This window comes from Brachybacterium sp. UNK5269, from assembly GCF_049266655.1.
Taxonomy (GTDB): Bacteria; Actinomycetota; Actinomycetes; order Actinomycetales; family Dermabacteraceae; genus Brachybacterium.
The window spans coordinates 2854207-2876541 of the sequence record NZ_CP184883.1 but is presented as its reverse complement, the minus strand read 5'-3'; the positions used below and the strand labels follow the sequence as shown (position 1 = coordinate 2876541).

At 71.5% G+C, this 22335-nt stretch carries 24 protein-coding genes; 9 read left to right on the top strand and 15 right to left on the bottom strand.

The window, feature by feature from the left end:
- Positions 1-124 precede the first annotated feature (124 nt).
- Positions 125-1090, top strand: coding sequence for an IS481 family transposase (locus ACOJUI_RS13465; RefSeq protein ID WP_422115454.1), 966 nt, complete (start codon positions 125-127; stop codon positions 1088-1090).
- Positions 1091-1116: 26 nt separating this feature from the next.
- Here the strand turns inward: ACOJUI_RS13465 and ACOJUI_RS13460 are convergent, their stop codons facing one another.
- Positions 1117-1290: a hypothetical protein gene (locus ACOJUI_RS13460; RefSeq protein ID WP_422115453.1), complete on the bottom strand. Its 174-nt coding sequence runs from the start codon at positions 1288-1290 to the stop codon at positions 1117-1119.
- Positions 1291-1542: 252 nt separating this feature from the next.
- Here ACOJUI_RS13460 and ACOJUI_RS13455 point away from each other — a divergent pair, with 252 nt between their 5' ends.
- Positions 1543-2031: a hypothetical protein gene (locus ACOJUI_RS13455; protein ID WP_422115452.1), complete on the top strand. Its 489-nt coding sequence runs from the start codon at positions 1543-1545 to the stop codon at positions 2029-2031.
- 18 nt (positions 2032-2049) lie between these two features.
- Here ACOJUI_RS13455 and ACOJUI_RS13450 read toward each other — a convergent pair whose 3' ends face one another.
- The gene (locus ACOJUI_RS13450) at positions 2050-3222 is read right to left on the bottom strand and encodes an RtcB family protein (protein ID WP_422115451.1); all 1173 of its coding nucleotides are present in this window, start codon (positions 3220-3222) and stop codon (positions 2050-2052) included.
- Between the two features lie 203 nt (positions 3223-3425).
- Here ACOJUI_RS13450 and ACOJUI_RS13445 point away from each other — a divergent pair, with 203 nt between their 5' ends.
- Complete coding sequence (locus tag ACOJUI_RS13445) at positions 3426-4109, top strand: class I SAM-dependent methyltransferase (protein WP_422115450.1); 684 nt, start codon at positions 3426-3428, stop codon at positions 4107-4109.
- Positions 4110-4231: 122 nt separating this feature from the next.
- Here ACOJUI_RS13445 and ACOJUI_RS13440 read toward each other — a convergent pair whose 3' ends face one another.
- The 9 genes from ACOJUI_RS13440 to ACOJUI_RS13400 all read right to left on the bottom strand — a co-directional run bounded on the left by ACOJUI_RS13440 (position 4232) and on the right by ACOJUI_RS13400 (position 11681).
- On the bottom strand, positions 4232-4672 hold the full coding sequence (locus ACOJUI_RS13440; protein ID WP_422115449.1) for a hypothetical protein: 441 nt from the start codon (positions 4670-4672) through the stop codon (positions 4232-4234).
- A 106-nt stretch (positions 4673-4778) separates the two neighbouring features.
- A complete protein-coding gene (locus tag ACOJUI_RS13435; protein WP_422115448.1) occupies positions 4779-5240 on the bottom strand; it encodes a VOC family protein in 462 nt (153 codons plus the stop codon).
- 114 nt (positions 5241-5354) lie between these two features.
- Positions 5355-5768: a (R)-mandelonitrile lyase gene (locus ACOJUI_RS13430; protein WP_422115447.1), complete on the bottom strand. Its 414-nt coding sequence runs from the start codon at positions 5766-5768 to the stop codon at positions 5355-5357.
- Positions 5769-6014: 246 nt separating this feature from the next.
- A complete protein-coding gene (locus ACOJUI_RS13425; RefSeq protein ID WP_422117670.1) occupies positions 6015-6917 on the bottom strand; it encodes a carbohydrate ABC transporter permease in 903 nt (300 codons plus the stop codon).
- Between the two features lie 5 nt (positions 6918-6922).
- A complete protein-coding gene (locus ACOJUI_RS13420) occupies positions 6923-7831 on the bottom strand; it encodes a carbohydrate ABC transporter permease (RefSeq protein WP_422115446.1) in 909 nt (302 codons plus the stop codon).
- Complete coding sequence (locus tag ACOJUI_RS13415; protein WP_422115445.1) at positions 7828-8862, bottom strand: ABC transporter substrate-binding protein; 1035 nt, start codon at positions 8860-8862, stop codon at positions 7828-7830. Before ACOJUI_RS13415 ends, ACOJUI_RS13420 begins: the two co-directional genes overlap by 4 nt.
- On the bottom strand, positions 8862-9017 hold the full coding sequence (locus ACOJUI_RS13410; RefSeq protein WP_422115444.1) for a hypothetical protein: 156 nt from the start codon (positions 9015-9017) through the stop codon (positions 8862-8864). Before ACOJUI_RS13410 ends, ACOJUI_RS13415 begins: the two co-directional genes overlap by 1 nt.
- Before the next feature lie 739 nt (positions 9018-9756).
- Positions 9757-11454, bottom strand: coding sequence for a glycoside hydrolase family 13 protein (locus ACOJUI_RS13405; protein WP_422115443.1), 1698 nt, complete (start codon positions 11452-11454; stop codon positions 9757-9759).
- A gap of 95 nt (positions 11455-11549) precedes the next feature.
- Entirely contained in the window at positions 11550-11681 is a 132-nt protein-coding gene (locus ACOJUI_RS13400; protein ID WP_422115442.1) for a hypothetical protein, read from the bottom strand.
- A gap of 107 nt (positions 11682-11788) precedes the next feature.
- Here ACOJUI_RS13400 and ACOJUI_RS13395 point away from each other — a divergent pair, with 107 nt between their 5' ends.
- Together ACOJUI_RS13395 and ACOJUI_RS13390 are read left to right on the top strand one after the other, a co-directional pair.
- Positions 11789-13060: an ROK family protein gene (locus ACOJUI_RS13395; protein WP_422115441.1), complete on the top strand. Its 1272-nt coding sequence runs from the start codon at positions 11789-11791 to the stop codon at positions 13058-13060.
- Between the two features lie 66 nt (positions 13061-13126).
- Positions 13127-14233, top strand: coding sequence for a Gfo/Idh/MocA family protein (locus ACOJUI_RS13390; RefSeq protein WP_422115440.1), 1107 nt, complete (start codon positions 13127-13129; stop codon positions 14231-14233).
- Positions 14234-14302: 69 nt separating this feature from the next.
- Here the strand turns inward: ACOJUI_RS13390 and ACOJUI_RS13385 are convergent, their stop codons facing one another.
- A complete protein-coding gene (locus tag ACOJUI_RS13385; RefSeq protein ID WP_422115439.1) occupies positions 14303-14776 on the bottom strand; it encodes a MarR family winged helix-turn-helix transcriptional regulator in 474 nt (157 codons plus the stop codon).
- A gap of 120 nt (positions 14777-14896) precedes the next feature.
- Here ACOJUI_RS13385 and ACOJUI_RS13380 point away from each other — a divergent pair, with 120 nt between their 5' ends.
- Positions 14897-15373 (top strand): general stress protein, encoded by a 477-nt coding sequence (locus ACOJUI_RS13380; protein WP_422115438.1) that lies wholly within the window; start codon positions 14897-14899, stop codon positions 15371-15373.
- An 80-nt stretch (positions 15374-15453) separates the two neighbouring features.
- On the opposite strand, the gene ACOJUI_RS13375 is transcribed toward ACOJUI_RS13380, so the two are convergent.
- Positions 15454-16203, bottom strand: coding sequence for a dienelactone hydrolase family protein (locus ACOJUI_RS13375; protein WP_422115437.1), 750 nt, complete (start codon positions 16201-16203; stop codon positions 15454-15456).
- Positions 16204-16313: 110 nt separating this feature from the next.
- On the opposite strand from ACOJUI_RS13375, the gene ACOJUI_RS13370 reads away from it, so the two are divergent.
- Positions 16314-18017 (top strand): AMP-binding protein, encoded by a 1704-nt coding sequence (locus ACOJUI_RS13370; protein ID WP_422115436.1) that lies wholly within the window; start codon positions 16314-16316, stop codon positions 18015-18017.
- A 25-nt stretch (positions 18018-18042) separates the two neighbouring features.
- Here ACOJUI_RS13370 and ACOJUI_RS13365 read toward each other — a convergent pair whose 3' ends face one another.
- Positions 18043-19233 (bottom strand): calcium:proton antiporter, encoded by a 1191-nt coding sequence (locus tag ACOJUI_RS13365; protein ID WP_422115435.1) that lies wholly within the window; start codon positions 19231-19233, stop codon positions 18043-18045.
- Positions 19234-19406: 173 nt separating this feature from the next.
- On the bottom strand, positions 19407-19679 hold the full coding sequence (locus ACOJUI_RS13360) for a hypothetical protein (RefSeq protein WP_422115434.1): 273 nt from the start codon (positions 19677-19679) through the stop codon (positions 19407-19409).
- Positions 19680-19858: 179 nt separating this feature from the next.
- Between ACOJUI_RS13360 and ACOJUI_RS13355 the strand changes: the two genes are divergently transcribed.
- Positions 19859-20869: a formylglycine-generating enzyme family protein gene (locus ACOJUI_RS13355; protein ID WP_422115433.1), complete on the top strand. Its 1011-nt coding sequence runs from the start codon at positions 19859-19861 to the stop codon at positions 20867-20869.
- An 83-nt stretch (positions 20870-20952) separates the two neighbouring features.
- Positions 20953-22224, top strand: coding sequence for an alpha-L-fucosidase (locus ACOJUI_RS13350; RefSeq protein WP_422115432.1), 1272 nt, complete (start codon positions 20953-20955; stop codon positions 22222-22224).
- Positions 22225-22335: the final 111 nt, after the last annotated feature.

Genomic DNA, 22335 nt, shown 5'->3' with positions numbered 1-22335 from the left:
ATGGCTACCAGCGATGTCCAGGGAGGTTGTCCTGCCGCGAGGCGGTGAGTCAGAGTGACAAGGGAAGACCCCCGGTAGTGGAGTGGAGCTGTCTAGTTCACCGCTTCACCGACCCGAGGTCTTCGTGTCCCACGCTAACGCTGTTCTGACTCCTCGCACACGTCTAAGGCTGGCTCGGTTGGTCGTTGAGGATGGGTGGACCTACGCGACCGCGGCGAAGATGTTCATGGTCGCGCCCCGCACGGCGAAGAAATGGGCCGACCGCTACCGGTCCGAGGGACAGGCCGGGATGGCCGACCGCAGTTCCCGTCCGCGGACCAGTCCGGCCAAGACCGCGCCCGGGGTGGTCAAGAGGATCGTTGCGCTGCGCTGGCGGCACCGATTGGGCCCGGTCCAGATCGCCGGCCGGCTCGGGATCCCGGCCTCGACCGTGCATGCGGTGCTGGTGCGGTGCCGGATCAACCGGCTCTCCCGCATCGACCGGGTCACCGGTGAACCGCTGCGCCGCTACGAACACGACCATCCGGGCTCGCTGATCCACGTCGACGTCACCAAGTTCGGCAACATCCCCGATGGCGGCGGCTGGCGCTACGTCGGCAAGGCCCAGGGCGACAGGAACAAGGCAACCACCGCGCTGAGGACCGGTAGAACCGAGAAGGGGAACCCGCGGATCGGCACCGCGTTCGTGCACACCGTGATCGATGACCACTCCCGGGTGGCCTATGCGGAGATCTGCACCGACGAGAAGGCCGCCACCGCGGTCGGTGTTCTCCAACGGGCCCGGGCCTGGTTTGCTGCTCGGGGGGTCGTCGTGGAACGGGTGCTCTCGGATAACGGGGGCTGCTACCGCTCCCATGCCTGGCGGGACGCCTGCGCCGAGCTGGGCATCACGCACAAACGCACCCGCCCCTACCGGCCCCAGACCAACGGGAAGATCGAACGCTTCCACCGCACCCTCGGGGACGGCTGGGCTTACGCAAAGTTCTACGCCTCAACGGCAGAGCGCAACGCAGCCCTGCCAGACTGGCTGCACTTCTACAATCACCACCGCGCCCACTCCGCTATCGGAGGCCAGCCACCAGTTGCTTGACTGACCAACCTCCCTGGACATCACATCTAGGCGGCCTCTGCTCCGGCCTCCAGCCAGTCGGCGATTGCCTCCCGCGCCAGCGGACCCACCGTGACCTCCTGGTCCCCGCTGGTGCAGGTCACCCAGAGCCCCGCGTCGTCGACGTGAAGGGTGAGGGCGTCGCGGTAGCGGTCGGACAGCTCGAGCGGCGGAACGGTCATCGGGGACTCCGGCTGGATGAGGGGCGTGTCGTGCTGGGCGGTCGAGCGGGGCGAGCCAATCCCTCTCACGTCGTAGGCCCACGAGAGAAACTAGTTGAAACTCGTTGCAATCGGAAGGTGTGAGCCCTGTGGGGCCCGGCACACTTGCGCCCGAGGGGTACTTCGGAGCCGCGGTCCGTTCGGATTGGCGCCGGCTGGGGACGGCTCGCCGGGGTTGCGGGACTCGCGACGTCGGATGCAGGAGGATGAGGCATGCACTGGACTCGGGACGGCCTGACCGGCGCTGGATTCACGGGGTTCGTGCGCTTCGCCGACCTGCCGGTCTCCGACGTCCCTGCCGCGCCCGGCGTGTATGTCATCGTTCGGCAGTGCTCCCACGCACCGGCCTTCCTGCCGGTCAGCCCGGCAGGGCGGTTCAAGCGCAAGGATCCGAGCGTCCCTCGGGAGCGGCTCGAGGCGGAGTGGGTGGCAGGGGCCGAGGTCGTGTACATCGGCAAGGCCGCCGGCGGGAAGAGCGGCCGACGTGGACTGCGGAAGCGTCTGGAGGAGTTCCGCCGCTTCGGCGTGGGGGAGCCGATCGGCCACTGGGGTGGGCGCCTGGTCTGGCAGCTCGAGGAGAGCGAGTCGCTGCTGGTCTGCTGGAAGGAGACCGCCGCGGACCCGGCCGCCGTCGAGTCGGCGATGATCGCCGATTTCACGGCGCAGTTCGGGCGCCGCCCCTTCGCGAACCTGCGGAACTAGCCTCCCGGTGCGTCGCCGTCAGTCGCCCTTGACGTTGACGAGCTGGCGCAGCGTGTGCCGGATCTCGACGAGGTCGGCGGCGTCGGCCATCACCTGGTCGATGTCCTTGTAGGCCGCCGGGATCTCGTCGATGAAGGCGTCGGAGTCGCGGTACTCGATGCCGGCCATGGCGGTCCGCAGATCGTCACCCGTGAACGTCTTCCGCGCCGCGGAGCGGCTGTAGGCCCGGCCGGCGCCGTGGGGCGCGGAGTCGAAGGAGTCCGGGTTGCCCTTGCCCACCACCACGTAGGAGGCGGTGCCCATCGACCCGGGGATCAGCCCGGCATCGCCGACGCGGGCACGGATGGCGCCCTTGCGGCTGATCCACAGCTCGCGGCCCCCGTGCTGCTCCTGATCGGTCCAGTTGTGGTGGCACTGGATCGTCTCCCGCGCCTCGACCGGCGCGCCCATGTGCTCCGCCAGGGCGTCGACGGTGCGGTCCATCATCTCGGCGCGGTTGGCGAGCGCGAAGTCCTGCGCCCAGCGCAGCTCGGCGATGTACTTCTCGAACTCGGTGGTGCCCTCCTCGAGGTAGGCGAGGTCGCGGTCGGGGAGGTCGATCCGGTTCTTCTTCGCCTGCGCCTGGGCGACCTTGATGTGGTGCTGGGCGATCTTGTTGCCGACGCCGCGGGAGCCGGAGTGCAGGAACGCCCAGACGGTGTCGGTCTCGTCGGCGGTGATCTCGATGAAGTAATTGCCGCCGCCGAGGGTGCCGAGCTGCTGGCGCCAGGTCGTGGCGTAGGTGTCGGGCGAGCCGGCACTCGGCCACTGCTCCTCGAGCTCGGCGATGCGCGTCCTCGCGGTGTCGGTGAGGCGCTTGTTGTAGACGCCGGCGGAGACGGGCACCCGCTGCTCGATGCCCCTGCGCAGGCGAGACAGGGGAGCGGCGGCGCGGACGTCGCCGGCGCTCCACTGCGTGCGGACGGCGATCATCCCGCAGCCGATGTCGACGCCGACGGCGGCGGGGATGATGGCGCGTTCGGTGGGGATGACGGAGCCGACGGTGGCGCCCATGCCGAGGTGCGCGTCCGGCATCAGCGCCAGGTGCGGGGTCACGAAGGGCATCAAGGCGGTGGTCGCGGCCTGCGCCCGTGTCTTCTCATCGAGGATGCTGGCCCAGGACAGGACGTTCTCGGCGATCGTAGTGGGCATGGTGGTCCTCCCGTGGTGATGCCCGGCGTGGGTCCCGACGTCACCACCGTAGCCCGCCGGGGAGGCCTCCACCGGGATCCGGCCGGGCCCCTGACGTGAGCGGGCCGACCCGTCCCGTGCGCCAGGGGCACGACGGGCGCCCTCTGCGATGCCGCGCGCGCAAGCCGCTTGCCGCGCCGCCGTCCGCGGCGCATCGTGAAGCCATGTCGACTTCCCGCGCCCCCCGCCCCTCCGCTGTGCACCGCCCCCACCACGAGCACGCCGACGCCGACCCCAGCGGGTACTTCGAGCCGGAGTCCTGGGAGGAGCGCTACGCCGGGGACGGCCGGCACTGGAGCGGCGCCCCGAACCCGCAGCTGATGGCCGAGGCCTCGCGACTCACCCCGGGCACGGCGATCGACGTCGGCTGCGGGGAGGGTGCCGACGTGATCTGGCTGGCGCAGCAGGGCTGGGCGGTCACCGGCGTCGACTTCTCCGCCAACGGACTGGCCCGCGCGGCGCAGCATGCCGAGCAGGCCGGGGTCGCCGCGCGCACCTCCTGGCGCCGGGCCGACGCCCGCACCCTCTCGGTCGACCCGCCGGGCGTCGACCTGGTGAGCACCCACTACCTCCACCCGGCAGCCGGCGCCATGCCGGAGGTGCTGCAGCGCCTCGCCGCGGCGGTGGCACCCGGCGGGCATCTGCTGGTCGTCGGGCACGCCCCGACCCCGGATCATCCGGCGCCGACGGCGGAGCACCAGCAGGCGATGTTCCTCGCCGCGGATCTGCTGCCCGCGGTGCCCGAGGGCTTCGAGGTGCGCGTGGCCGAGCAGCGGCCGCGCACGGTGGTCCGGGAGGGGCGCACGCTCGAGATCGAGGACTCGGTCCTGCTGCTGCGCCGCCGCTGACCGCTCCGGGTCCCGCCCGGGCATGGCCGACGGCCCAGCGGGCGAGCACCGGGTCCGGCGCGGGAGCGCCTCAGCCGGCGGGCCGCCTCGGCCGCCGGGCCGGCCGGAGCAGGCGGGCCGCCTCAGTTGCCGGGTCGGCCGGACCCGGCGGAAGAGTCCTCCAACAGCGCGGTGAGGATGCCCAGCGCGATGTCGCGGTCCACCCGCTTGCCGAAGGCGTGCACGTCGGCCTCCACCACCCCGCGGTGCTCGGCGACGTACTCGCGGACCTTGCCCTCGAGGCCGCTCGCCGTCGGGGCGTGCACGGAGACCGGCGGGTCCAGCACCGTGCCGACGAGGGTGGGCCCCTCCTCGTAGTAGACGTACAGCACCCGCTGGACGACCGGACCGAACAGGTCCTCCTGCGCGCTGCCGGGCAGGTCGCCGAGGGCGGTGAACAGCATCGCGTGCGCCTCGGCGCGGGTCTGGCGGGCGCGGCGGGGCCCGCCCTCGGGGACGGCGAGCTCTCCGCTGCGGGCGCGCAGCACGAGGGCCGCCAGCCGGGCGTCGTCGGCGTCGACCATGACGGCCTCCTGGTGAAGGTGCGGTGGTCCCCAGTATCGGCGACCGGCCCGCCCGGGTCGAGGGCCATTGATGTCGGGGGGCCGACGGCGCTGGAGCGCGCCGCGCTCAGTCCAGGCAGAACTCATTGCCCTCGGGGTCGGCCATCACCAGGAAACCGTCGCTCATCGGCGGCTCCGGCTCGTGGCGCACGAGCCGGGCGGCACCGAGCGCGACCAGGCGTTCGGCCTCCGCCTCGAGTGCGGCCATGCGCTCGGCCCCGCTCACACCCGGCGCGGCGCGCACGTCCAGATGGACGCGGTTCTTGGCGACCTTGTCCTCCGGGACCTGCTGGAAGAACAGTCGGGGGCCGGCGCCGTCGGGGTCCTCCAGGGCGGAGGCCTGGTTGCGCTGGTCCGCGGGCACACCGCTGCGCGCCAGGAAGTCGTCCCAGGCGACCAGCGGGTCCTCACCGTCGGCGAGCTCGATCCCGGGCGGTCCCGGATGCACGTAGCCGAGCACGTCCTTCCAGAACAGCGACAGCGCGCGCGGGTCGTGGGCGTCGAAGGTGATCTGAACGGTGGCACTCATGGGGGCTCCCGGGGCCGTGGTGGCGGTCGGCGGATCTGCGATGACCAGCTTTCCGCAGTCGGAGGACACATCGTGTCCCCGAAGCGGGCGTGCGCCGAGTGCGGATCGTGGCGCTCAGGCGCTGTCCGCCATGGCGTTCGCCCGCGCGTAGTCCTCGTCGGTGACGGCTTCGAGCCAGGTGACGGTTTCGTCGTCATCATCCGCCTCCTGCACGGCGAGGTGCGCCATCAGGGAGGTGGAGAGCGCGCCGTGCCAGTGCTCCTCGTACGGCGGGATCCATACAGTGCGGCCCGGTTCGAGGGTGAGGACCTCGCCGCCGCGCGTGACCACGAGGCCGACTCCGTCGGTCCCGTACAGGGTCTGGCCCACCGGATGCCAGTGCCAGCGCGTACGGGCGCTGGGGGCGAAATGCACATGGGCCATCGCCACCCGGGAGCCGTCCCGCGGCCCGCGGATGGCGTCCACGAGCACCTCACCGGTGAAAGCGTCCGGGCCGGCGGACGTGGGTGTGCGGACGAGCTTCTCCATGGGGTCCTCCGGATCACGAGTGGGGGGGGTGGGGTGACGATGCCTCGACGCTTTGGAGGCCCGGACGGTGGTCGCGCTCGCCGCCGCCACCCGCGTTGACCAGGTCATCGCCTCGTGGATGAGATGCTCCACGAGAGCATGCCGCTGATGAACGGTGCCAGGGTCACGCGGTGGCGGAACGCCGTGGGGGAGGCGATTCAGCAGGCGGGGGACATGAGGGAGGCGAGGAGCAGGACTCCGCCGGTATCAGCCCTTGACGGCGCCCTGCGTCACGCCCGACATGACCCAGCGCTGCGCGAACAGGTACACGATGATCGCTGGGGCCATCGCCATGAGGTACGACGCGAACGCGACGTTGTACTCACTGCTGAACTGGGTCTGGAACAGATACTGCCGCACCGGGATGGTCTGCAGGTTCGGATCAGAGATGATCAGCGACGGCATCATGAAGTCGTTCCACGCGTAGAGGAACGCGAAGATGCCGACGGTGGCGCTCATCGGAGCGAGCAACGGGAAGATGAGCTTCCAGAAGGTCTGCCACGTGCTCGCTCCGTCGATTCGGGCACTCTCCTCCAGTTCGATCGGGATGGAGCGGAGGAACGCCGTGAAGAGCAGCACGCTGAAGCTCAGCTGGAACATCGTGGCCAGGAGGATCACGCCGAACGGGTTGTCGAGCCCCACCCTTCCGGTGAGCTGGATCTGCGGGAGCGCGACCACCGGGAAGGGGATGAACATCGCACCGAGCAGGTAGAAGAACGAGTACTTGAAGAGGCGGCGGTCCCAGTTGCGGATGATCGCGTAGGAGGCGAATGAGGCGATGAGGATCGTCAGGGCCACGGTGCAGGCCGTGATGAACACCGAGATCGCGAACCCTACCGGCGCATCGGTGAGCGTCCAGGCCTGAACGAAACTGTCGACGCTAAAGGGATTGGGCAGGGAGAACGCGTTTCCGTCGACCGCCTGAGTGCCGCTCTTGAACGCCATCGAGACGGTCACGTAGAGCGGGACCAGAACGGTGAGCGAGCACAGGATGAGCACGATCGTCCCGGTCTTGTTGTACCGCCCCGGCTTGCTGCGGCTCTCTGTGGGCTTCTTGCTTCCGGTGGCAGACTGATCTGCGCCAGTCCCATCGTCAACAATGACAGGCATAGCCATCAGAACGAGCTCCTTCCGCGAGTGAGGGAGAGTTGGAGGGCGGCGAGGATCACGGAGACGATGAAGAAGAGCGTGGCCGTCGCCATCTGGTAGGAGTAGTCCCCGGAGTTGAAGCCTGCGATGATCGTCATGGCGACAGACCTCGTCGCCGTGCCGGGACCGCCGTTGGTGAGCCCGACGATGATGTCGTAGGCGTTCAGGTAGTTCTTGAAGCCGAGGATGATGTTGATCACCACGTAGCCCGAGACCAGTGGCAGGGTGATGCGCAGGAGCTGCTGCACCTTCGACGCGCCATCGATGCTGGCCGCCTCGTAGACGTCGCCGGGGATCGCGAGGAGCCCAGCGATGTAGATCAAGAGGGTGCCGGGGATGGACTGCCACGCCGTGACGATGACGATCGACACCCAGGCCAGATCGGGGTTGGCGAGCAAACTGGTCTCGAGGAACCCGATCCCGGTCGCCTGCCCGAAAGCGGGCAGCGAGTTGTGGAACAGGAACTGGAAGACGTACGCGATGATGATGCCGGAGATCACCATCGGGATCACGAAGACGGCGCGCAGCGCGGTCTTGAACTTGATCTGGGACACCAGGCCGATCGCGAGCAGGAGCGCGATCACATTGACCACGATCACCGTGCACAGCGCGAACCCGAAGGTGAACAAGAACGACGACAGGATCGCCGGATCCTGGAATGCCGCGATGTAGTTCGTGAACCCGATGAAGTCCCACTCGCCGATTCCGATGGAGTTCGTGAAGCTGTACACGATCCCGACGACGCCGGGGAGCGTGATGGCGAGAGTGAAGAGCGCGACCGCCGGGAACAGCAGGAGGTAGTAGAGGGGCTCGACCTTCCTTCTCGAGCGGTTGGCCTTCACAGCACGCGGACCTGAGCTCGTTGCTGTACTCATTCGTCGACCTCCGCGTCGGGGGCTGGCTGGCGGTACGCGAGACGCGCCCAATCGGCGTCCATCGTCCGCAGAATGCTCTTCGGATCGTCACCGATGGCGACCGACTGCATGTAGTTCTCCGTCGGGATGGCTCTCGGGATGAGAACTCCGGGCCCCTGGTAGATCTGGCCGCTCTCGTAGTAGGGAATCATCTCCTCGACACGGGGGTCGTCAGGCTGCTTCCCGCCGGTCTGGGGCACGAACCCGAGCTGGGACTCGTTGTACGCCGTGATCCGCTCTTCTTCGAAGAGGTACTCCATGAACTCCCGTGCCCCTTCCGGGTTCTTGGCGTCGACGGGGATCATCGCGGCGAGGTCAAGGTTGACGCGAACCTTCCGGTCTTCAGGGTCGTCCGTCATGGGCAGGGGGAAGCTCCCGAACTCGAGATCGGGCGAGGTCTTGGCAAGCTCGGTGAGGGCCCAGGGGCCCTGCAGGTACATGGCGCCGTTCCCGCTCGCGAACTGCACGTTGCCGAAGTCGTACGTGCGACCGTTGGCATCGGCGTTGGTGTACTCGGTCGCCAGGAGCTGCATCTTCTCGAGCGGCTCCAAGAAGTCCTTCTCGAAGGAGACCGGGGAGTCTGGGCCGACGTCTTCGCCCGCGGCCCACATCGCGTCGAAGAACTCCAGGACCTCGAGCGATCCGCCGATCGTGTAGTCGGCCCAGCCCTGGTTGACCGTCCACGGGTCCGCGAACGTTGCGTAGAAGGGATCGACCCCGGCGGCTTTGAGCGTGTCGCACACCTCGAGCAGCTCGGTCCAGGTGGTGGGGACCTCTACACCATGCTCGGCGAAGATCTCCTTGTTGTAGATCACCGACGCCGCCATGACCGAGTAGGGGATCGCCGAGACCTGGTCCCCGCAGATGCCGTACTGCTCCACCAGGGGGATGAGATCCGGGTTGATCTTGGTCGCCGGCGCGGTATCGCTGAGATCGCTCACGGCGCAGCGCTGGATGAACCGGGAGATCTCCATGTTGTAGTTGGCGAGCATCAGGTCCGGGGGTTCCCACGAACGAACGCCGCGGAGATGACGTCGGGACCGGACGTGTCCAGCTCGACGAAGTACCGGTCCTGCGAGGTGTTGAAGTCGTTGACCACCTCCGTCATGAAGTCGATGGCCTCGCGCTTGCTGAACGTGAAGCGCACCTCCTCGCGTCCTCCGCGGGTTCCTCCACACGAAGCAAGTCCGCCGGTAGCCGCAGCAAGCACAGCCGCGCTGGCCAAGGTTCGGCGCCTCATGCGGTGGGAGCCGGCCATGGGAGGCCTCCTCGCGCCGTCGCGAATGGGGGATGCAGCTGCCGCGGGCACACGTCGTTTCTGAGGGCCATACTCGCTCCTTCGGGACTATGGATGTCGGTGGGGCGACGCGGGCTGCGTCGCCCACGGTGATGTGCAGTCTTCCGCCTTGACATCGTTCCGCACCTCGAACGGCTTCTTCGCCATTCGCATGACGTGGACTCTAGCAGTAGCTTCGCCAGAATCGGGGCCGGCATCGACGAAGCCGACCACCGGATAACGGCGAAGGCGACAGGTCCAGTGCGGCCCGGCTCGAGGGTCAGGACCTCACCGGCGCGCGTGGCGACGAGGCCCACCCCGTCGGTCCCGTAGAGCGTCTGGCCCACAGGGCGCAGTGCCAGTGCGTGCGGGTCCCGGGCGCGAAGTGCACATGGTTCATCACCACCCTCGAGCCGTCCCGCAGCCCCCGGATCGCGTCCATCAGTACCGCGCCGGTGAACCACGAGTCCAGGCCAGCGGTGGTCGGTGTCGGCGTGCGTTTCTCCATCGGGAACTCCGGGTGATGCATCGGGGCAGTGGCTCCATGAGATACCCGCCGGGTTCGGACGGCAAGAGGCGGGCCGGCAGCGGAGACGGCGGTCCGTCGAGGTCAGGAGGTCCGGCGCAGCCACACGGTGGTCGCGCCCGGCAGCGTCGGCGCCCCGTCGGTCGCTGCGCCGAGCTCGGCGCTCGCGAGCAGCACGTCGCCCGTGGGCAGCGCCACGGCGTCGGCCCCGAAGTTCGTCACGTTCAGCCAGCCGCCGGGGCGCTCGAAGGCGAGCACGTCCCCGGTGCAGAGGCGCTCGTCCCACTGCAGGGTCTCGGCGCCCTGCAGCTGTGCGCGCAGGCGCAGCGCCTCGCGGTACATCTCGAGCGTGGAACCGGCCACGCCGTCCTGGACCTCGACCGCGACGTCGGCGAACCAGGCGGGCTGGGGGAGGTGGGCGCCGCCGTCCCCGAAGCCGAAGGACTCGCCCTCGCGCGTCCACGGCAGCGGCACCCGGCAGCCGTCGCGGCCCAGGCCGTCGAAGCCGCGGTCGTCGGCGGTGGTGCGCCAGAACGCCGGGTCCTGCCGCTGCGCATCGGGGATCTCGGCGACCTCGTGCAGGCCCAGCTCCTCGCCCTGGTACAGGTACGCGCTGCCGGGCAGGGCGAGCTCGAACAGGGTCGCGGCGCGGGCCCGGCGCAGGCCCAGCTCCCGGTCGATCTGGTCCTCGGGGCCGCCCGCCAGCACCCACGCGGCGCCCTGCTTCACCGGGCGGCCGGCGCGCGGAGCCAGGCCGTAGCGGGTGGCATGGCGCACCCCGTCGTGGTTGGAGAACACCCACGTGGTCGACGAGCCGGTCACCGCCGACTGCGCGAGGTTGTCGGTGACGATGTCGCGGAAGTGCGAGGCCTCGAAGTCCGCCTCCATCAGGTCGAAGTTGAACGCCTGCCCCAGCCCCTCGGGGCTCGCGTACCTCGCGCGCCGCTCGGGGGTCTCCACCCAGGCCTCGGCGACCGCGATCCGCGGCGGGTCGTACTGGTTGAACAGCTGGCGCCACTCGGCGTAGATCTCGTGCACGTCATCGCGGTCCCACAGCGGGTGGGTGCCGTCCTTCGGCATCGCCTGCAGCTCGGCCTTGCTGGGCAGCACCTCGTCGAGATCCTTCGACAGGCCGTGGGCCACGTCGATCCGGAAGCCGTCGACCCCGCGGTCCGACCAGAACGCCAGGGTGCGCAGGAAGTCCTCGTGGACCTCGGGGTGCTTCCAGTTGAAGTCGGGCTGCTCGGTGGCGAAGGAGTGCAGGTACCACTGGCCATCGGGCACCCGGGTCCAGGCCGGGCCGCCGAAGATCGAGGTCCAGTCCGCCGGCGGCAGCTCGCCGTTCTCCCCCCGGCCGTCGCGGAAGATGTAGCGTGCCCGGGCGTTCGAGCCCTTCGGGGAGGCCAGCGCCTCCTGGAACCACACGTGACGGTCCGAGGAGTGGTTCGGGACCACGTCGACGATCAGCCGGATACCGGCGCCGTGCAGGGCGGCCACCATCTCGTCGAACTCCTCGAGTGTGCCGATCTTCGGATCCACGTCCCGGTAGTCGTCCACGTCGTAGCCGCCGTCCGCGAGGGCCGAGGGGTAGAACGGGCTCAGCCAGACCGCGCCGATCGCGAGCTGCTCGAGGTAGGGGACGCGGGAGATGATGCCGCGCAGGTCGCCGATGCCGTCGCCGTTGCCGTCCGCGAAGGAGCGCGGATAGATCTGGTAGACCGCCGCCTGGCGCCACCAGTCGGCGTCCGGCTGCAGAGGCGAGAGATCACGCGCAGTGGTCATGGGAGCCGTGGTCACGATCGAGGAACCTCCGGGTTCGGTGGGGGAGTGGTCGCGGGGCGCGGCCGACGGGCCGTGCCGCCCTGAGTCTGGAGTCGTCACGTGATCGCTCCCTGGGTGGGGCCGGACATGCGCTGCGCGATCAGGATCAGCGACGGCATCGTGACATCGTTCTCGGAGCCGATGAAGGCGAGGATGCCGACCGCGCTGCCGGTCGAGGATGACACCATCGTCTCCTTCGCGAAAGGGGATGCGGACCCGGGTCAGGGATGGGACCATTGATACGTCAAGGGTTATATTTACGACCTATCGAAAGTATGGAGGCGGTGAGCGAGCCATGTCAACCGTGCACGACCGAGGGGCCAGCTCCCCGCAGCTGCTCCGCCGCACGAACCGGCAGGCCGTCCTGCAGCACGCCCTGCGGGCGGCCAGCTTCACCGCGGCCGACGCGATGGCCGCGACCAGCCTGACGCGCGCGACGGTGCTCGGGGTATGCGCGGAGCTCGTCGAGGCGGGGTGGCTGCACGAGGTCGCCGGCGATCGCACGGAGGGCGCGGTGCAGCGCGGCCGTCCGGCCCGCCACTACGCGCTGCGGTCCGACGCCGCGGTGATCGTCGGCGTCGACGCCGGCCAGCACACCCTCACCGCCCAGGCCGTGGATCTGCGCGGACGCGAGCTCGCCGCCGCCCGATGCGCGGTGGCCGGCGAGCTCGACGGCCACGACCTCGAGGAGGGCGCAGCCCCTGCCGAGGCCAGGGTGGAGACGGTGCACGCCCTCATCGAGCAGGTGCTCGAGCAGGCCGCGGCAGGGGACAGGCGCCGCCTGCTCACCGTCGTCGGGGTGCCGGCGCCGGTGGACTCCCGGGGGTACTCGCCCACCGGCGACCAGGGGTACTGGCCGGCCATGAACCCCGGTCTGGTCGACGCACTGGACGGCACGGTGATCGTCGAGAACGACGCGAACCTCGCCGTCATCGCCGAGCACGCGCTCGCCGCGGCGTCGGGGGCGCCGACCGGACCCGACGCCGCGGCCGCCTCCGGCAGCGCCCACATGGCGACACTGCTGATGGGGGAGCGCTTCGGCGCCGGCCTGCTGGTGGACGGTCGCCTGCTGCGCGGGGCCGACGGCGGCGCCGGCGAGATGCGCTTCCTCGACGTTGTCTTCGGCGACTCCCGCGGCGCCGATGGGGTGGCCGCCCTCGCGCGCCGGTGGACCCTCGAGGCGCTCGCCCGCGGGGAGACCACGTCGCCCCTGGCCGCGGTCGCTGCGGCCGACCTCAGCGCGGTGGACGTGTTCGCCGCGGCCCGCGACGGCGACGACCTCGCCCGGTCGGTCCTGGATCGCATCGGCGAACGCCTGGCCCGCATCGCCGCGATCCTCTCCAGTCTCCTCGGCGTGGAGCGCGTCGTCGTCGCCGGTGCGATCACCTCAGCCATCGAGCCCGTCCTCGAGCGCGCCCGCACCGCGCTGCCGGAGATCTCGACGCCGCCGTACCCGCAGCTCGTCGCCAGCACCCTGGGGCGCGACGTGGTGGTGCGCGGCGCGATCGAGCTTGCGCTGACCCGCCTGCGGGAGGACCCGCTGGACCTGCTCGCACCGGACGTGTGAGAGTCCCGGGACGCCCATCGACCCACCGAGTTCGACCACGACCCACCGACGAAGGGAAGCAGCATCATGACCTCAGCCGCACAGGAGAACGGGCCGCGCAGGCTGCGCGCCGGAGTGATCGGCCTGGGCTGGGCCGGCCAGCAGCACGTGGCCGCCTACGCCGCCGATCCCACCGTCGACCTGGTCGCGATCTCCGCGATGGAGGAGCACCTGCTCGCGCAGTTCGGCGACGCCCACGACGTGCCCGGGCGCTACCAGGACTGGAAGCAGATGATCGCCGAGGCCGAGCTCGACGCCGTCTCGATCGCCACCCCCACCTTCCTGCACGCGCCGATGGCGATCCACGCCCTCGAGGCCGGCCTGCACGTGCTCACCGAGAAGCCGATGGCCGAGACCGGGGAGGCGGCCGCGGGCATGGTCGAGGCCGCCCGCCGCGCCGGACGCGTCCTGGACGTCTCCTTCAACCATCGCCAGCGCGGCGACGTCGCCGCCCTCCGCCAGGTCATCGAGGCCGGGGTGCTCGGCAAGCTCTACTACGCCAAGGCCGGCTGGCTGCGCCGCCAGGGGATCCCGGGACTGGGCACCTGGTTCACCCGGGCCGGCAGCTCCGGCGGCGGCGCCATGATGGACATCGGCATCCACATGCTCGACATGTCGCTGCACCTGCTGGGCGAGCCCGCCGTCACCGCCGCCTCCGCCGCCACCCATGCCGAGTTCGGCCCGCTGGGCCGCGGCGGCTCCGGCTTCGGCATCTCTGAGGTCGAGGAGGGGGTGCCCTTCGAGGTCGAGGACCTCGCCACCGCCTTCCTGCGCCTGGAGGGCGGGGCCACCCTGCTGCTCGAGTCCAGCTGGGCCCAGTGGATCCCGCACGACCTGTGCTACGTCACCCTCTACGGGGCCGACGGCGGCGCCACCATCGAATGGGGCGGAGACCCCTCCCATCCGCATCAGCGGATCAACATCTGGACCGAGGTCGCCGGCACCCCCGCCGAGCTGCAGCCGGTGGTGGGCCCGGACGGCCGCCACGCCGGCGCGGTCGCCGACTTCCTGTCGAAGGTGCGCTCGCAGGACTGGCCCGAGCACGACGGCTCCCTCGCGCTGCGCCGCGCCCGGGTGATCGACGCCTGCTACGCCTCGGCGGCCGCCGGGGCAGAGGTGGCCGTCGCCGGCTGAGCGTCCCCGCCCGCTCGGCCGCGGGGGCTGCGACCAGGCGTCGCAGCCCCCGCGGCCGTTCGGAGGTGCTCAGGCGCTGTCGGCCTCGTTGCCGAGCGTGGCCGAGAGGTCCGCGGCGAAGCGGGCGAGGTACCCGTCGAAGGCCGCGAGGTCCTCGTCCGACCAGGCGGCGGTGGTCTCCTCGAGGATCCGGGAGGCGCGGGCGATGAACTCCTCGAGCGCCGCCCGTCCCGCCTCGCTCAGCTCGATCAGCGTCGCCCGACGATCCGTCGGGTCCGGGATGCGGTGCACCAGCTCCCGGGCGGCGAGGCTGCTGATCTGCAGGCTCATCGTCGAGCGGTCCACCCCCTGCCACTGGGCGAGCGCGCCCAGGCGCTGGGCCGGGGCATCGGCCAGGCGCGAGAGCAGGTGGGTCTCGTTGGGGGAGAGGGCGGTGCCCGTGCTGCGGTGCACGGTGCGCTGGGCCCAGCGCTCGATGGCCTGGACCGCCTGTCGCATCCGCAGCGCCAGCACGGCCCGGTCGGCGACCGGATCGGTGCTCATGTCCCTCCGTTCTCGGCGTCCCGTTGACGCCAAATTGATTGGTTGATACGCTCAAACTATCACGGAGCGGCCATCGTCCGGTAGCGGCGGCCCTCCGCCACCGATGCACAGGAGGACACCATGACCCAGACCACCGCCACCCCGCAGCCGCTGGCCACCACCCCGGCGCTGTCCACGATCGCGACCTACTCCGACTACCTCGAGGCGCAGGCCGCCGTCGACCTGCTGTCCGACCAGGGCTTCGAGGTCGGCGCGGTGCGCATCGTCGGCCACGACCTCAAGAGCGTCGAGCTCGTGACGGGCCGCATGAACTACGGCAAGGCCGCGCTCTACGGCGCCGGCTCCGGCGCCTGGCTGGGCCTGCTGCTGGGCCTGCTGATGGCCCTCTTCCTGCCCGGCGCGTTCTTCCTCGCGGTGCTGACCGCGGTCGTGTTCGGCGCCATCTGGGGTGCCATCTTCGGCCTGATCGGCTTCGCCGTGACCGGCCAGCAGCGCAACTTCCGCTCGCACACCGCCACGAAGGCCTCGAGCTACACCCTGGAGGTGCCCACCGAGCGGGCCCAGAGCGCCCTGCAGGTGCTCAGCGCCGGCCGCTGACCCGAGCCCCTGACCCCGCGTCGCCGCGAGCGGCGCTTCCGCCCTCGGCGCCACGGTGCCGGGGGCGTCGTGCGCTCTGCTCACCCGTGGGCCGGCAGCGCCGCGGCCAGGAACTGCTCGGTCTGCGACCAGGCTGCGGCCGAGGCGGCGGCGTGGTGCAGGCCCGGGTGGGGGTTGTCGAAGGCGTGACCGGCCCCCTCGTGCAGCGCGAACCGCACCTGCTCGCGCGCGCCGCCGTCGGTGACCGCGTCACGGATCCGCTCGACCTGCTCGATGGGGATGAACGCGTCGGCCGTGCCGAAGACGTGCAGGCTCGCCACCTCCACCGTGCGAGCCCGGTCCAGCAGCGCCGGCAGGGCCGAGCCGTAGAAGCTGACCAGGGCGGCGGGGGCGCGGCCCGTCGCGGCCGCCGTGGCCGCGGCCGCGACGGCGAGCCCGCCGCCGTAGCAGAACCCGACCAGCCCCACCCGCTCGGCGTCGACCGCGTCCAGGGAGCGCAGCGCCGCGAGCGAGGCCACCGCATCGGCCTCGGCGCGCTCCCAGGGCAGCGCCTGGGTCAGCTCCATGCCCTCGGCGAGCCACGCCTCGAAGTCCTCGTCGTCCTCGACGGCGAGGACCGGCGGCTCGAGCCGGGCGAACAGCTGCGGCGCCAGCACCGCGTAGCCGAGCGCCGCGAGGTCCGCGCAGCGGCTGCGCAGGTAGTCCGACAGGCCGAAGATCTCCTGCAGCACGACCAGCCCGGGGACCGGTCCGTCGGCCTCCGCGGGGAGCCAGAGCAGGCCGGGCAGGTCGCCGTGGTCGGTGGGGATCCGAAGCGTCGTCGCCGTCACCCGGCCGACTGTACCCCTCGGGGGCGGCCGGGTCGGGGCGGCACCGCCCCGCCCCAGGCGGCCGAGATACCCTGCCTGCGCACCCCCCGATGACGCAGCGAAGGACCGCCATGACCACGCTCGAGGATCGCTGGACCGCCGCCTACGCCGCCGGGGTCCGGCGCCGGCTCGACTACCCCACCGGCTCGCTGTGCGACGAGTTCGACGCCTTCACCACGACCTATGCCGACAAACCGGCGCTGGACTTCTTCGGCGCCCGCACCAGCTACCGGGAGCTGGCCGAGCAGGTGCGGGCGGTAGCCGGCAGCCTGCACACCCTGGGCGTCGGCCCCGACTCCACGGTGGCCCTGCTGATGCCCACCTGCCCCCAGCACGTGGTCGCCTTCTACGCGGTGCTGGCCTGCGGCGCGACGGTGGTCGAGCACAACCCGCTGTACACCGTCGACGAGCTGACGCCGATGTTCGCCGACCACCACGCGGAGATCGCGATCGTGTGGGACGCGGCCGCCGGCACGCTGCTGGCGCTGCCGGCGGAGGTCCGGCCGCGCGCGGTGATCACCGTGAACCTCATCGAGGAGATGCCGCGCACCAAGCGCGCCCTGCTGCGGCTGCCGCTGAAGAAGGCCCGCGCCTCCCGCGCCCAGCTCTCCCGGCCCGCCCCGGCCGGCACCGTCCCCTTCGCCCAGCTGCGCGGCGGCGGCGCCGAGGTGCCGTCCGCCTCCCGCCCGGCCGCCGGGGACATCGCCCTGCTGCTGTACACCTCGGGCACCACCGGCACCCCGAAGGGTGTGCCGCTCAGCCATGCGAACCTCATCGCCACCACCACCCAGGCCCTCGAATGGGTCACCCCGCTGGTGCCCGGCGAGGAGGTGTTCATGGCCTGCCTGCCGCTGTTCCACGTCTTCGGCTGCTCGCTGTCGATGAACGCGGGCCTGACCGTCGGGGCGATGGTCCACCTGATCCCCAAGCCCGAGACCGGGCTGATCCTCGACGCGATCAAGCGGCGCACCCCGACGACGATGATCGCCGTGCCCCCGCTGTTCGACCGCCTGGTCACCGGCGCCAAGGAGCGGGGCGTGTCGCTCGCGGGCATCCGCACCGGGATCGCCGGCGCGATGCCGCTGCGGCCCGAGCTCGTCGAGGCCTGGGAAGGGGCCACCGGGGGCCTGCTCATCGAGGGCTACGGGCTCTCCGAATGCTCCCCGATCGTGGCCGGCAACCCCGTGGACCAGACCCGCACCCCCGGCTCGATCGGGATCCCCTTCCCCGACACCCGGGTGCGCCTGGCCGATCCCGAGGACCTGGACCGCGACGTGGACCTCGGCGAGGCCGGGGAGATCCTGGTCAAGGGCCCGCAGGTGTTCTCCGGCTACCGCAACCGCCCCGAGGAGACCGCCGCGGCGTTCCACGACGGCTGGTTCCGCACCGGGGACGTCGCCGTGGCCGACGAGCGCGGCTTCCTGCGGATCGTGGACCGGCTCAAGGAGATGGTGATCACCGGCGGCTTCAACGTCTACCCCTCCGAGGTGGAGGACGCGATCCGCGGCTACGACGGCATCGAGGACACCGCCGTGGTGGGACTGGTCGGCGAGCTGGGCAGCGAGGAGGTGGTCGCCGCGGTGGTCACCGTCGACGGGCTGCTGCCGGACGTCGAGAAGCTGCGGCTGCGCCTGAAGGAGAAGCTGACCGGCTACAAGGTCCCGCGCCGCTTCCACGTGCTCACCGAGCTGCCCCGCAACGAGATGGGCAAGGTGCTGCGCCGCGAGGTGCGCAGCCGCCTCGAGGAGATCGACCGGAAGCGGCCCCGGCTCTGAACCGGTGAGCGGCGGGCGGCGCGGCTCAGGAGAACAGGGCGAGCGCGTACACCGCGAACAGCAGCAGGTGCACCGCCCCGTGGACGGCGGTCACCCGTGGGGCGCTCGCCGAGATCGCGGAGACCGCCAGGGTCACGCCCAGCAGCAGCAGGTTCACCGGCGACTCCGCCAGCACGATCGGCTGCCCCGTGAGCTGCCCGATCACCAGCACGGTGGGGATGGTCAGGGCGAGGGTCGAGACCAGTGCGCCGTGGCAGAGGTTCACCACCCGCTGGATCTCCCCGCCGAGGGCTGCCCGCACCGCCGTGAGCGACTCCGGGGTGAACACGATCATCGCGATCAGCACCCCGCCCAGGGCCACCGGGGCCCCGAGCCGGCCCAGGGCGTCGTCCAGCAGCCCCGCCATGTGGTGGGAGAGCAGCACGATCGGCAGCACCGTCACCAGCAGCAGCGCGGCCCGCAGCGCCAGCTCCGCGCGGTGCATCGCGACACGCTCGGCCAGCGGCGCCGCCTGCTCCGTGCGCGCGGTGGCGGTGCGGTCGGCGGGGGAGGGGCCGACGGGGGAGGGGACCTCCTGGAACTCCGCCGCCTGGGCGCCGGTCTGCCGCCAGAGGAAGAAGGCGTACACCGCCACCGTCAGCGCTGCGACCACCAGCGCCTGGCCCGCGGTGTAGCCGCCGCCCGCCCCGATCAGCGCCGGCAGCGCGAAGGCGAGCATCGCGAGCGCGACCAGCAGCACCAGGTACGCGGAGGTGCCCACCCGGTGCAGGGCCATCGCCCCGTGGCGCAGCCCGCCCACCAGCAGGCAGAGCCCGAGGACCAGGTTCAGGATGATCATCGAGACCGCCATCACCGAGTCGCGGGCGATGGTGGCGTGCTCGCCGGGTCCCAGCAGCACCGCGGCGATCAGCACCACCTCGATCACCACGATCGAGAGGGTCAACACGAGCGTGCCGTAGGGGTCCCCGAGACGGCGGGCGAGGCCCTCGGCCTGCTGCACCACTCCGCCGGCGGCGACCACGATCACCGCGACGATCGCGGTCAGCGCCAGCAGCAGCGCCGCGCCGGGCAGCGGATCCGCGAGCAGCGGCGCGGCCAGGGCCAGCGCCGCGACGGAGAGCCAGCCGGCGGCCGCGCGGGCGATCGCGCCGGGGGTCAGGACGCTGCGCAGCAACGGGCGCCCGGTGAGGGCGGGGGAGGAGAGGGAGGTCGGCATCGGTGGATCCTGTTCCGAGGCCGTCCTCGTCCGCGCTCCCGGCGGCCGGGTCGTCCCGGCCGCGGTGCCCGCGACTCCTGCGCGGGGCACTGCCGAGGATAGTCAGGCGGGCGCGTGCGGGCAGCCGCCGGTGAGCGATCTGACCGCGGCGTCGTCGGCGGGTCCCGTGCGGCTCAGCGGTCCCCGGAACGGCCCTGCGGCGGCGGATCGCCATGGAGACGCCGGTACTCCTCGTCCTCCGCGTCCTCGTCGGCCACCGAGGTGGACCCGCGGCCCCGGAACCCCAGCAGGATGCCGAACAGGGCCCCGACCACGAAGCCGAAGGCGGCGCCGAGGAAGAGGTTGTCCAGGAAGGACAGGCCGATGCCGATGCCGACGGTGAAGCCGAGCATCATCCCGAACGGGAGCCAGGTGGCATCGAAGCGGCGGCGGCGTGGCTGTGTCATGCATCCTCTGTCCGGTCGGTCCGCGCGGCGCGCGGCAGGTGCGTCCTGGAAGCGTAGCGCCCGCAGCGACGCCGCGGACGTCCCGGGACCGAGGGGGCGATCACGTGCCCGCGGCCGCGGGTCCCGCCGTCGGCCCCGCTCCGGTCTGCGACGATGGGCTCTCCAGGAGAGGAGTGCGCATGGACGGGACGACGACGGGTTCGGGGTGCGGCTGCGGCTGCGGAGCGCCCTCGCGCCGCGGGTTCACGCAGCGCGAGCCGGCGCCGGCCCAGCAGGTGCGCGCCCGTCCCGGCCGCCATGGCGTCGAGCAGGTGTCGATCCCGGCCGGGTCCTTCACGATGGGGGACTCCTCCGGTGACCGGAACCGGGCCGACGGCGAGGTCCCGCGGCACGGCGTCGAGATGAGCGCCTTCACCATCGATGCCACCGCCGTCACCAACGCCGACTTCGCGCGCTTCGTCGAGGACACCGGCTTCGAGACCGAGGCGGAGCGCTTCGGGTTCTCCGCGGTGTTCCACCTGGCCCTCAGCGCGAGCGAGGAGGACATCATGGGCCCCGCCTCCGGCACCCCCTGGTGGTCCGGGGTGAGGGGAGCGCACTGGCGCCGACCCGGGGGCCGCTTCTCGAGCATCGACGGCCTCGCCGACCACCCCGTGGTGCACGTCAGCTGGAACGACGCCCGCGCCTACTGCGACTGGGCAGGGCGCGACCTGCCCACCGAGGCGCAGTGGGAGTACGCGGCCCGCGGCGGCCTCGAGGGGGCCAAGTACCCGTGGGGCGATCAGGAGGTGGACGAGGGCGGCTGGCGCGCGAACATCTGGCAGGGCGACTTCCCCCGGGTCAACACCCTCGAGGACGGTCACCTCACCACCGCTCCCGTGCGCAGCTTCGCCCCCAACGGGTACGGGCTCTGGCAGGCGGTGGGCAACGTCTGGGAGTGGTGCGAGGACTGGTTCCACCCCGCCACCTACCGCCGCGGCACCACGGCCCAGCACCGCACCGTGGTCACCGACCCCCGGGGCCCCGAGAGCGGGCAGGCCCGGATTCTGCGCGGCGGCAGCTACCTCTGCCACCTCTCCTACTGCAACCGCTACCGCAACTCGGCGCGCTCGCAGAACACCCCGGACTCCACGACCGGCAACGCCGGCTTCCGCACCGTCTCCCGCCGGCAGGAGCCGGTCGCCGGCTGAGCACCACCGCCCGCGAGCGGCCGGTCGGCGCGGATGTTCCTTCGAGAGCGGCGCAAACATCCGATCTCTGGAAGAGTGCTCCCATGGCGACCACCACCATCCTCCGGCCCACCCCCGCCCAGCTCGCCTGGCAGAAGGGAGGGCTCGGCGTCTTCTTCCACGTCGGCGTGAACACCTTCGCCGGGAAGGAGTGGAGCGACGGGACCATCCCCGCCGCGGACTTCGCCCCCACCGACCTCGACGCCGACGAATGGGTGCGCACCGCCCAGCAGCTCGGCGCCGCCTACGTCGTGCTCACCGCCAAGCACCACGACGGCTTCTGCCTGTGGCCCACCGCCACCACCGACTACTCGGTGGCCTCCTCCCCGTGGCGGGACGGCGCCGGTGACGTGGTGCAGGAGGTCGCCGACGCCTGCCGGCGCCACGGCCTGGGCCTGGGCCTGTACCTCTCGCCGTGGGACCGCAACGCCGAGTGCTACGAGGACCCCGAGCGCTACGACGCCTTCTACCTCGCGCAGCTGCGGGAGCTCTGCACGCACTACGGGGAGCTGGTGGAGCTGTGGTTCGACGGGGCCGGCTCCGCCGGACGGGAGTACGACTGGACGGCGATCGGGGAGCTCATCGCCGAGCTGCAGCCGACGGCGATGGTGTTCAACATGGGCCCGGCCACGATCCGCTGGGTCGGCAACGAGGACGGCCTGGCGGCGGACCCCTGCCACTACGTCACCGACTCCACCGACCTGAACAACTACGACGCCGACGTCATCGACATCGGCGATCAGCGGTACCTCCCGCCCGAATGCGACGTCTCCCTGCGCCGCGGCTGGTTCTGGCAGCCCGGCGACGAGCCGAAGTCGCTCGAGCACCTGCTGGCCATCCACGACCGCTCGATCGGCCTGGGCGCGAACCTGCTGCTGAACATCCCGCCGGACCGCCGCGGCCGCATCGATCCCGCCGACCTCGCCCGCGTGCACGAGCTGCGCGACGCGCTCCATGCGCGGTTCGGGAACGGACAGCCGGCGACCCTCACGGCCGCCGCCGCGGGGATCGAGGCGGAGCTGAGCGAGGCGCTCCGCTTCGACCACGTGGAGATCCGCGAGGACGTCTCGGCCGGTCAGCGGGTGCGCGCCCACCGGGTGGTCCTCGCCGACGGCACCGTGCTGGCCGCGGGCGGGACCATCGGCGTGCGCCGCCTCCACCGGCTCGCGGAGCCGGTGACCGCCGATCGCCTGCGGATCGAGATCGACGGGGAGGATCCCGTGATCGAGGCGGTGATCGTCCATGACGCGACCGGTGCTCCGGCGCCGGCGCTGCCCGGGGACTACCGGGCGCCGACGGAGGCGCCGGACGCGTGAGGAGCCGGCCGGGCGGCTCCTACGGCGACCTCGGGGGTGCCGCCCCGGGATGCTGCTGAGATGTGCCCCCGGCAGGATTCGAACCTGCGACACCCGCTTTAGGAGTCCTGG

Bases quoted from the DNA above. Each gene is read 5' to 3' on its own strand.
- ACOJUI_RS13445 (WP_422115450.1), top strand. From the start codon at position 3,426: ATGTCGACTTCCCGCGCCCCCCGCCCCTCCGCTGTGCACCGCCCCCAC.
- ACOJUI_RS13395 (WP_422115441.1), top strand. From the start codon at position 11,789: ATGTCAACCGTGCACGACCGAGGGGCCAGCTCCCCGCAGCTGCTCCGC.
- ACOJUI_RS13440 (WP_422115449.1), bottom strand. From the start codon at position 4,672: ATGGTCGACGCCGACGACGCCCGGCTGGCGGCCCTCGTGCTGCGCGCC.
- ACOJUI_RS13350 (WP_422115432.1), top strand. From the start codon at position 20,953: ATGGCGACCACCACCATCCTCCGGCCCACCCCCGCCCAGCTCGCCTGG.
- ACOJUI_RS13430 (WP_422115447.1), bottom strand. From the start codon at position 5,768: ATGGAGAAGCTCGTCCGCACACCCACGTCCGCCGGCCCGGACGCTTTC.
- ACOJUI_RS13420 (WP_422115446.1), bottom strand. From the start codon at position 7,831: ATGAGTACAGCAACGAGCTCAGGTCCGCGTGCTGTGAAGGCCAACCGC.
- ACOJUI_RS13360 (WP_422115434.1), bottom strand. From the start codon at position 19,679: ATGACACAGCCACGCCGCCGCCGCTTCGATGCCACCTGGCTCCCGTTC.
- ACOJUI_RS13405 (WP_422115443.1), bottom strand. From the start codon at position 11,454: ATGACCACTGCGCGTGATCTCTCGCCTCTGCAGCCGGACGCCGACTGG.
- ACOJUI_RS13415 (WP_422115445.1), bottom strand. From the start codon at position 8,862: ATGCTCGCCAACTACAACATGGAGATCTCCCGGTTCATCCAGCGCTGC.
- ACOJUI_RS13365 (WP_422115435.1), bottom strand. From the start codon at position 19,233: ATGCCGACCTCCCTCTCCTCCCCCGCCCTCACCGGGCGCCCGTTGCTG.
- ACOJUI_RS13425 (WP_422117670.1), bottom strand. From the start codon at position 6,917: ATGCCTGTCATTGTTGACGATGGGACTGGCGCAGATCAGTCTGCCACC.
- ACOJUI_RS13370 (WP_422115436.1), top strand. From the start codon at position 16,314: ATGACCACGCTCGAGGATCGCTGGACCGCCGCCTACGCCGCCGGGGTC.
- ACOJUI_RS13380 (WP_422115438.1), top strand. From the start codon at position 14,897: ATGACCCAGACCACCGCCACCCCGCAGCCGCTGGCCACCACCCCGGCG.
- ACOJUI_RS13435 (WP_422115448.1), bottom strand. From the start codon at position 5,240: ATGAGTGCCACCGTTCAGATCACCTTCGACGCCCACGACCCGCGCGCG.
- ACOJUI_RS13385 (WP_422115439.1), bottom strand. From the start codon at position 14,776: ATGAGCACCGATCCGGTCGCCGACCGGGCCGTGCTGGCGCTGCGGATG.
- ACOJUI_RS13460 (WP_422115453.1), bottom strand. From the start codon at position 1,290: ATGACCGTTCCGCCGCTCGAGCTGTCCGACCGCTACCGCGACGCCCTC.
- ACOJUI_RS13390 (WP_422115440.1), top strand. From the start codon at position 13,127: ATGACCTCAGCCGCACAGGAGAACGGGCCGCGCAGGCTGCGCGCCGGA.
- ACOJUI_RS13355 (WP_422115433.1), top strand. From the start codon at position 19,859: ATGGACGGGACGACGACGGGTTCGGGGTGCGGCTGCGGCTGCGGAGCG.
- ACOJUI_RS13455 (WP_422115452.1), top strand. From the start codon at position 1,543: ATGCACTGGACTCGGGACGGCCTGACCGGCGCTGGATTCACGGGGTTC.
- ACOJUI_RS13400 (WP_422115442.1), bottom strand. From the start codon at position 11,681: ATGGTGTCATCCTCGACCGGCAGCGCGGTCGGCATCCTCGCCTTCATC.
- ACOJUI_RS13450 (WP_422115451.1), bottom strand. From the start codon at position 3,222: ATGCCCACTACGATCGCCGAGAACGTCCTGTCCTGGGCCAGCATCCTC.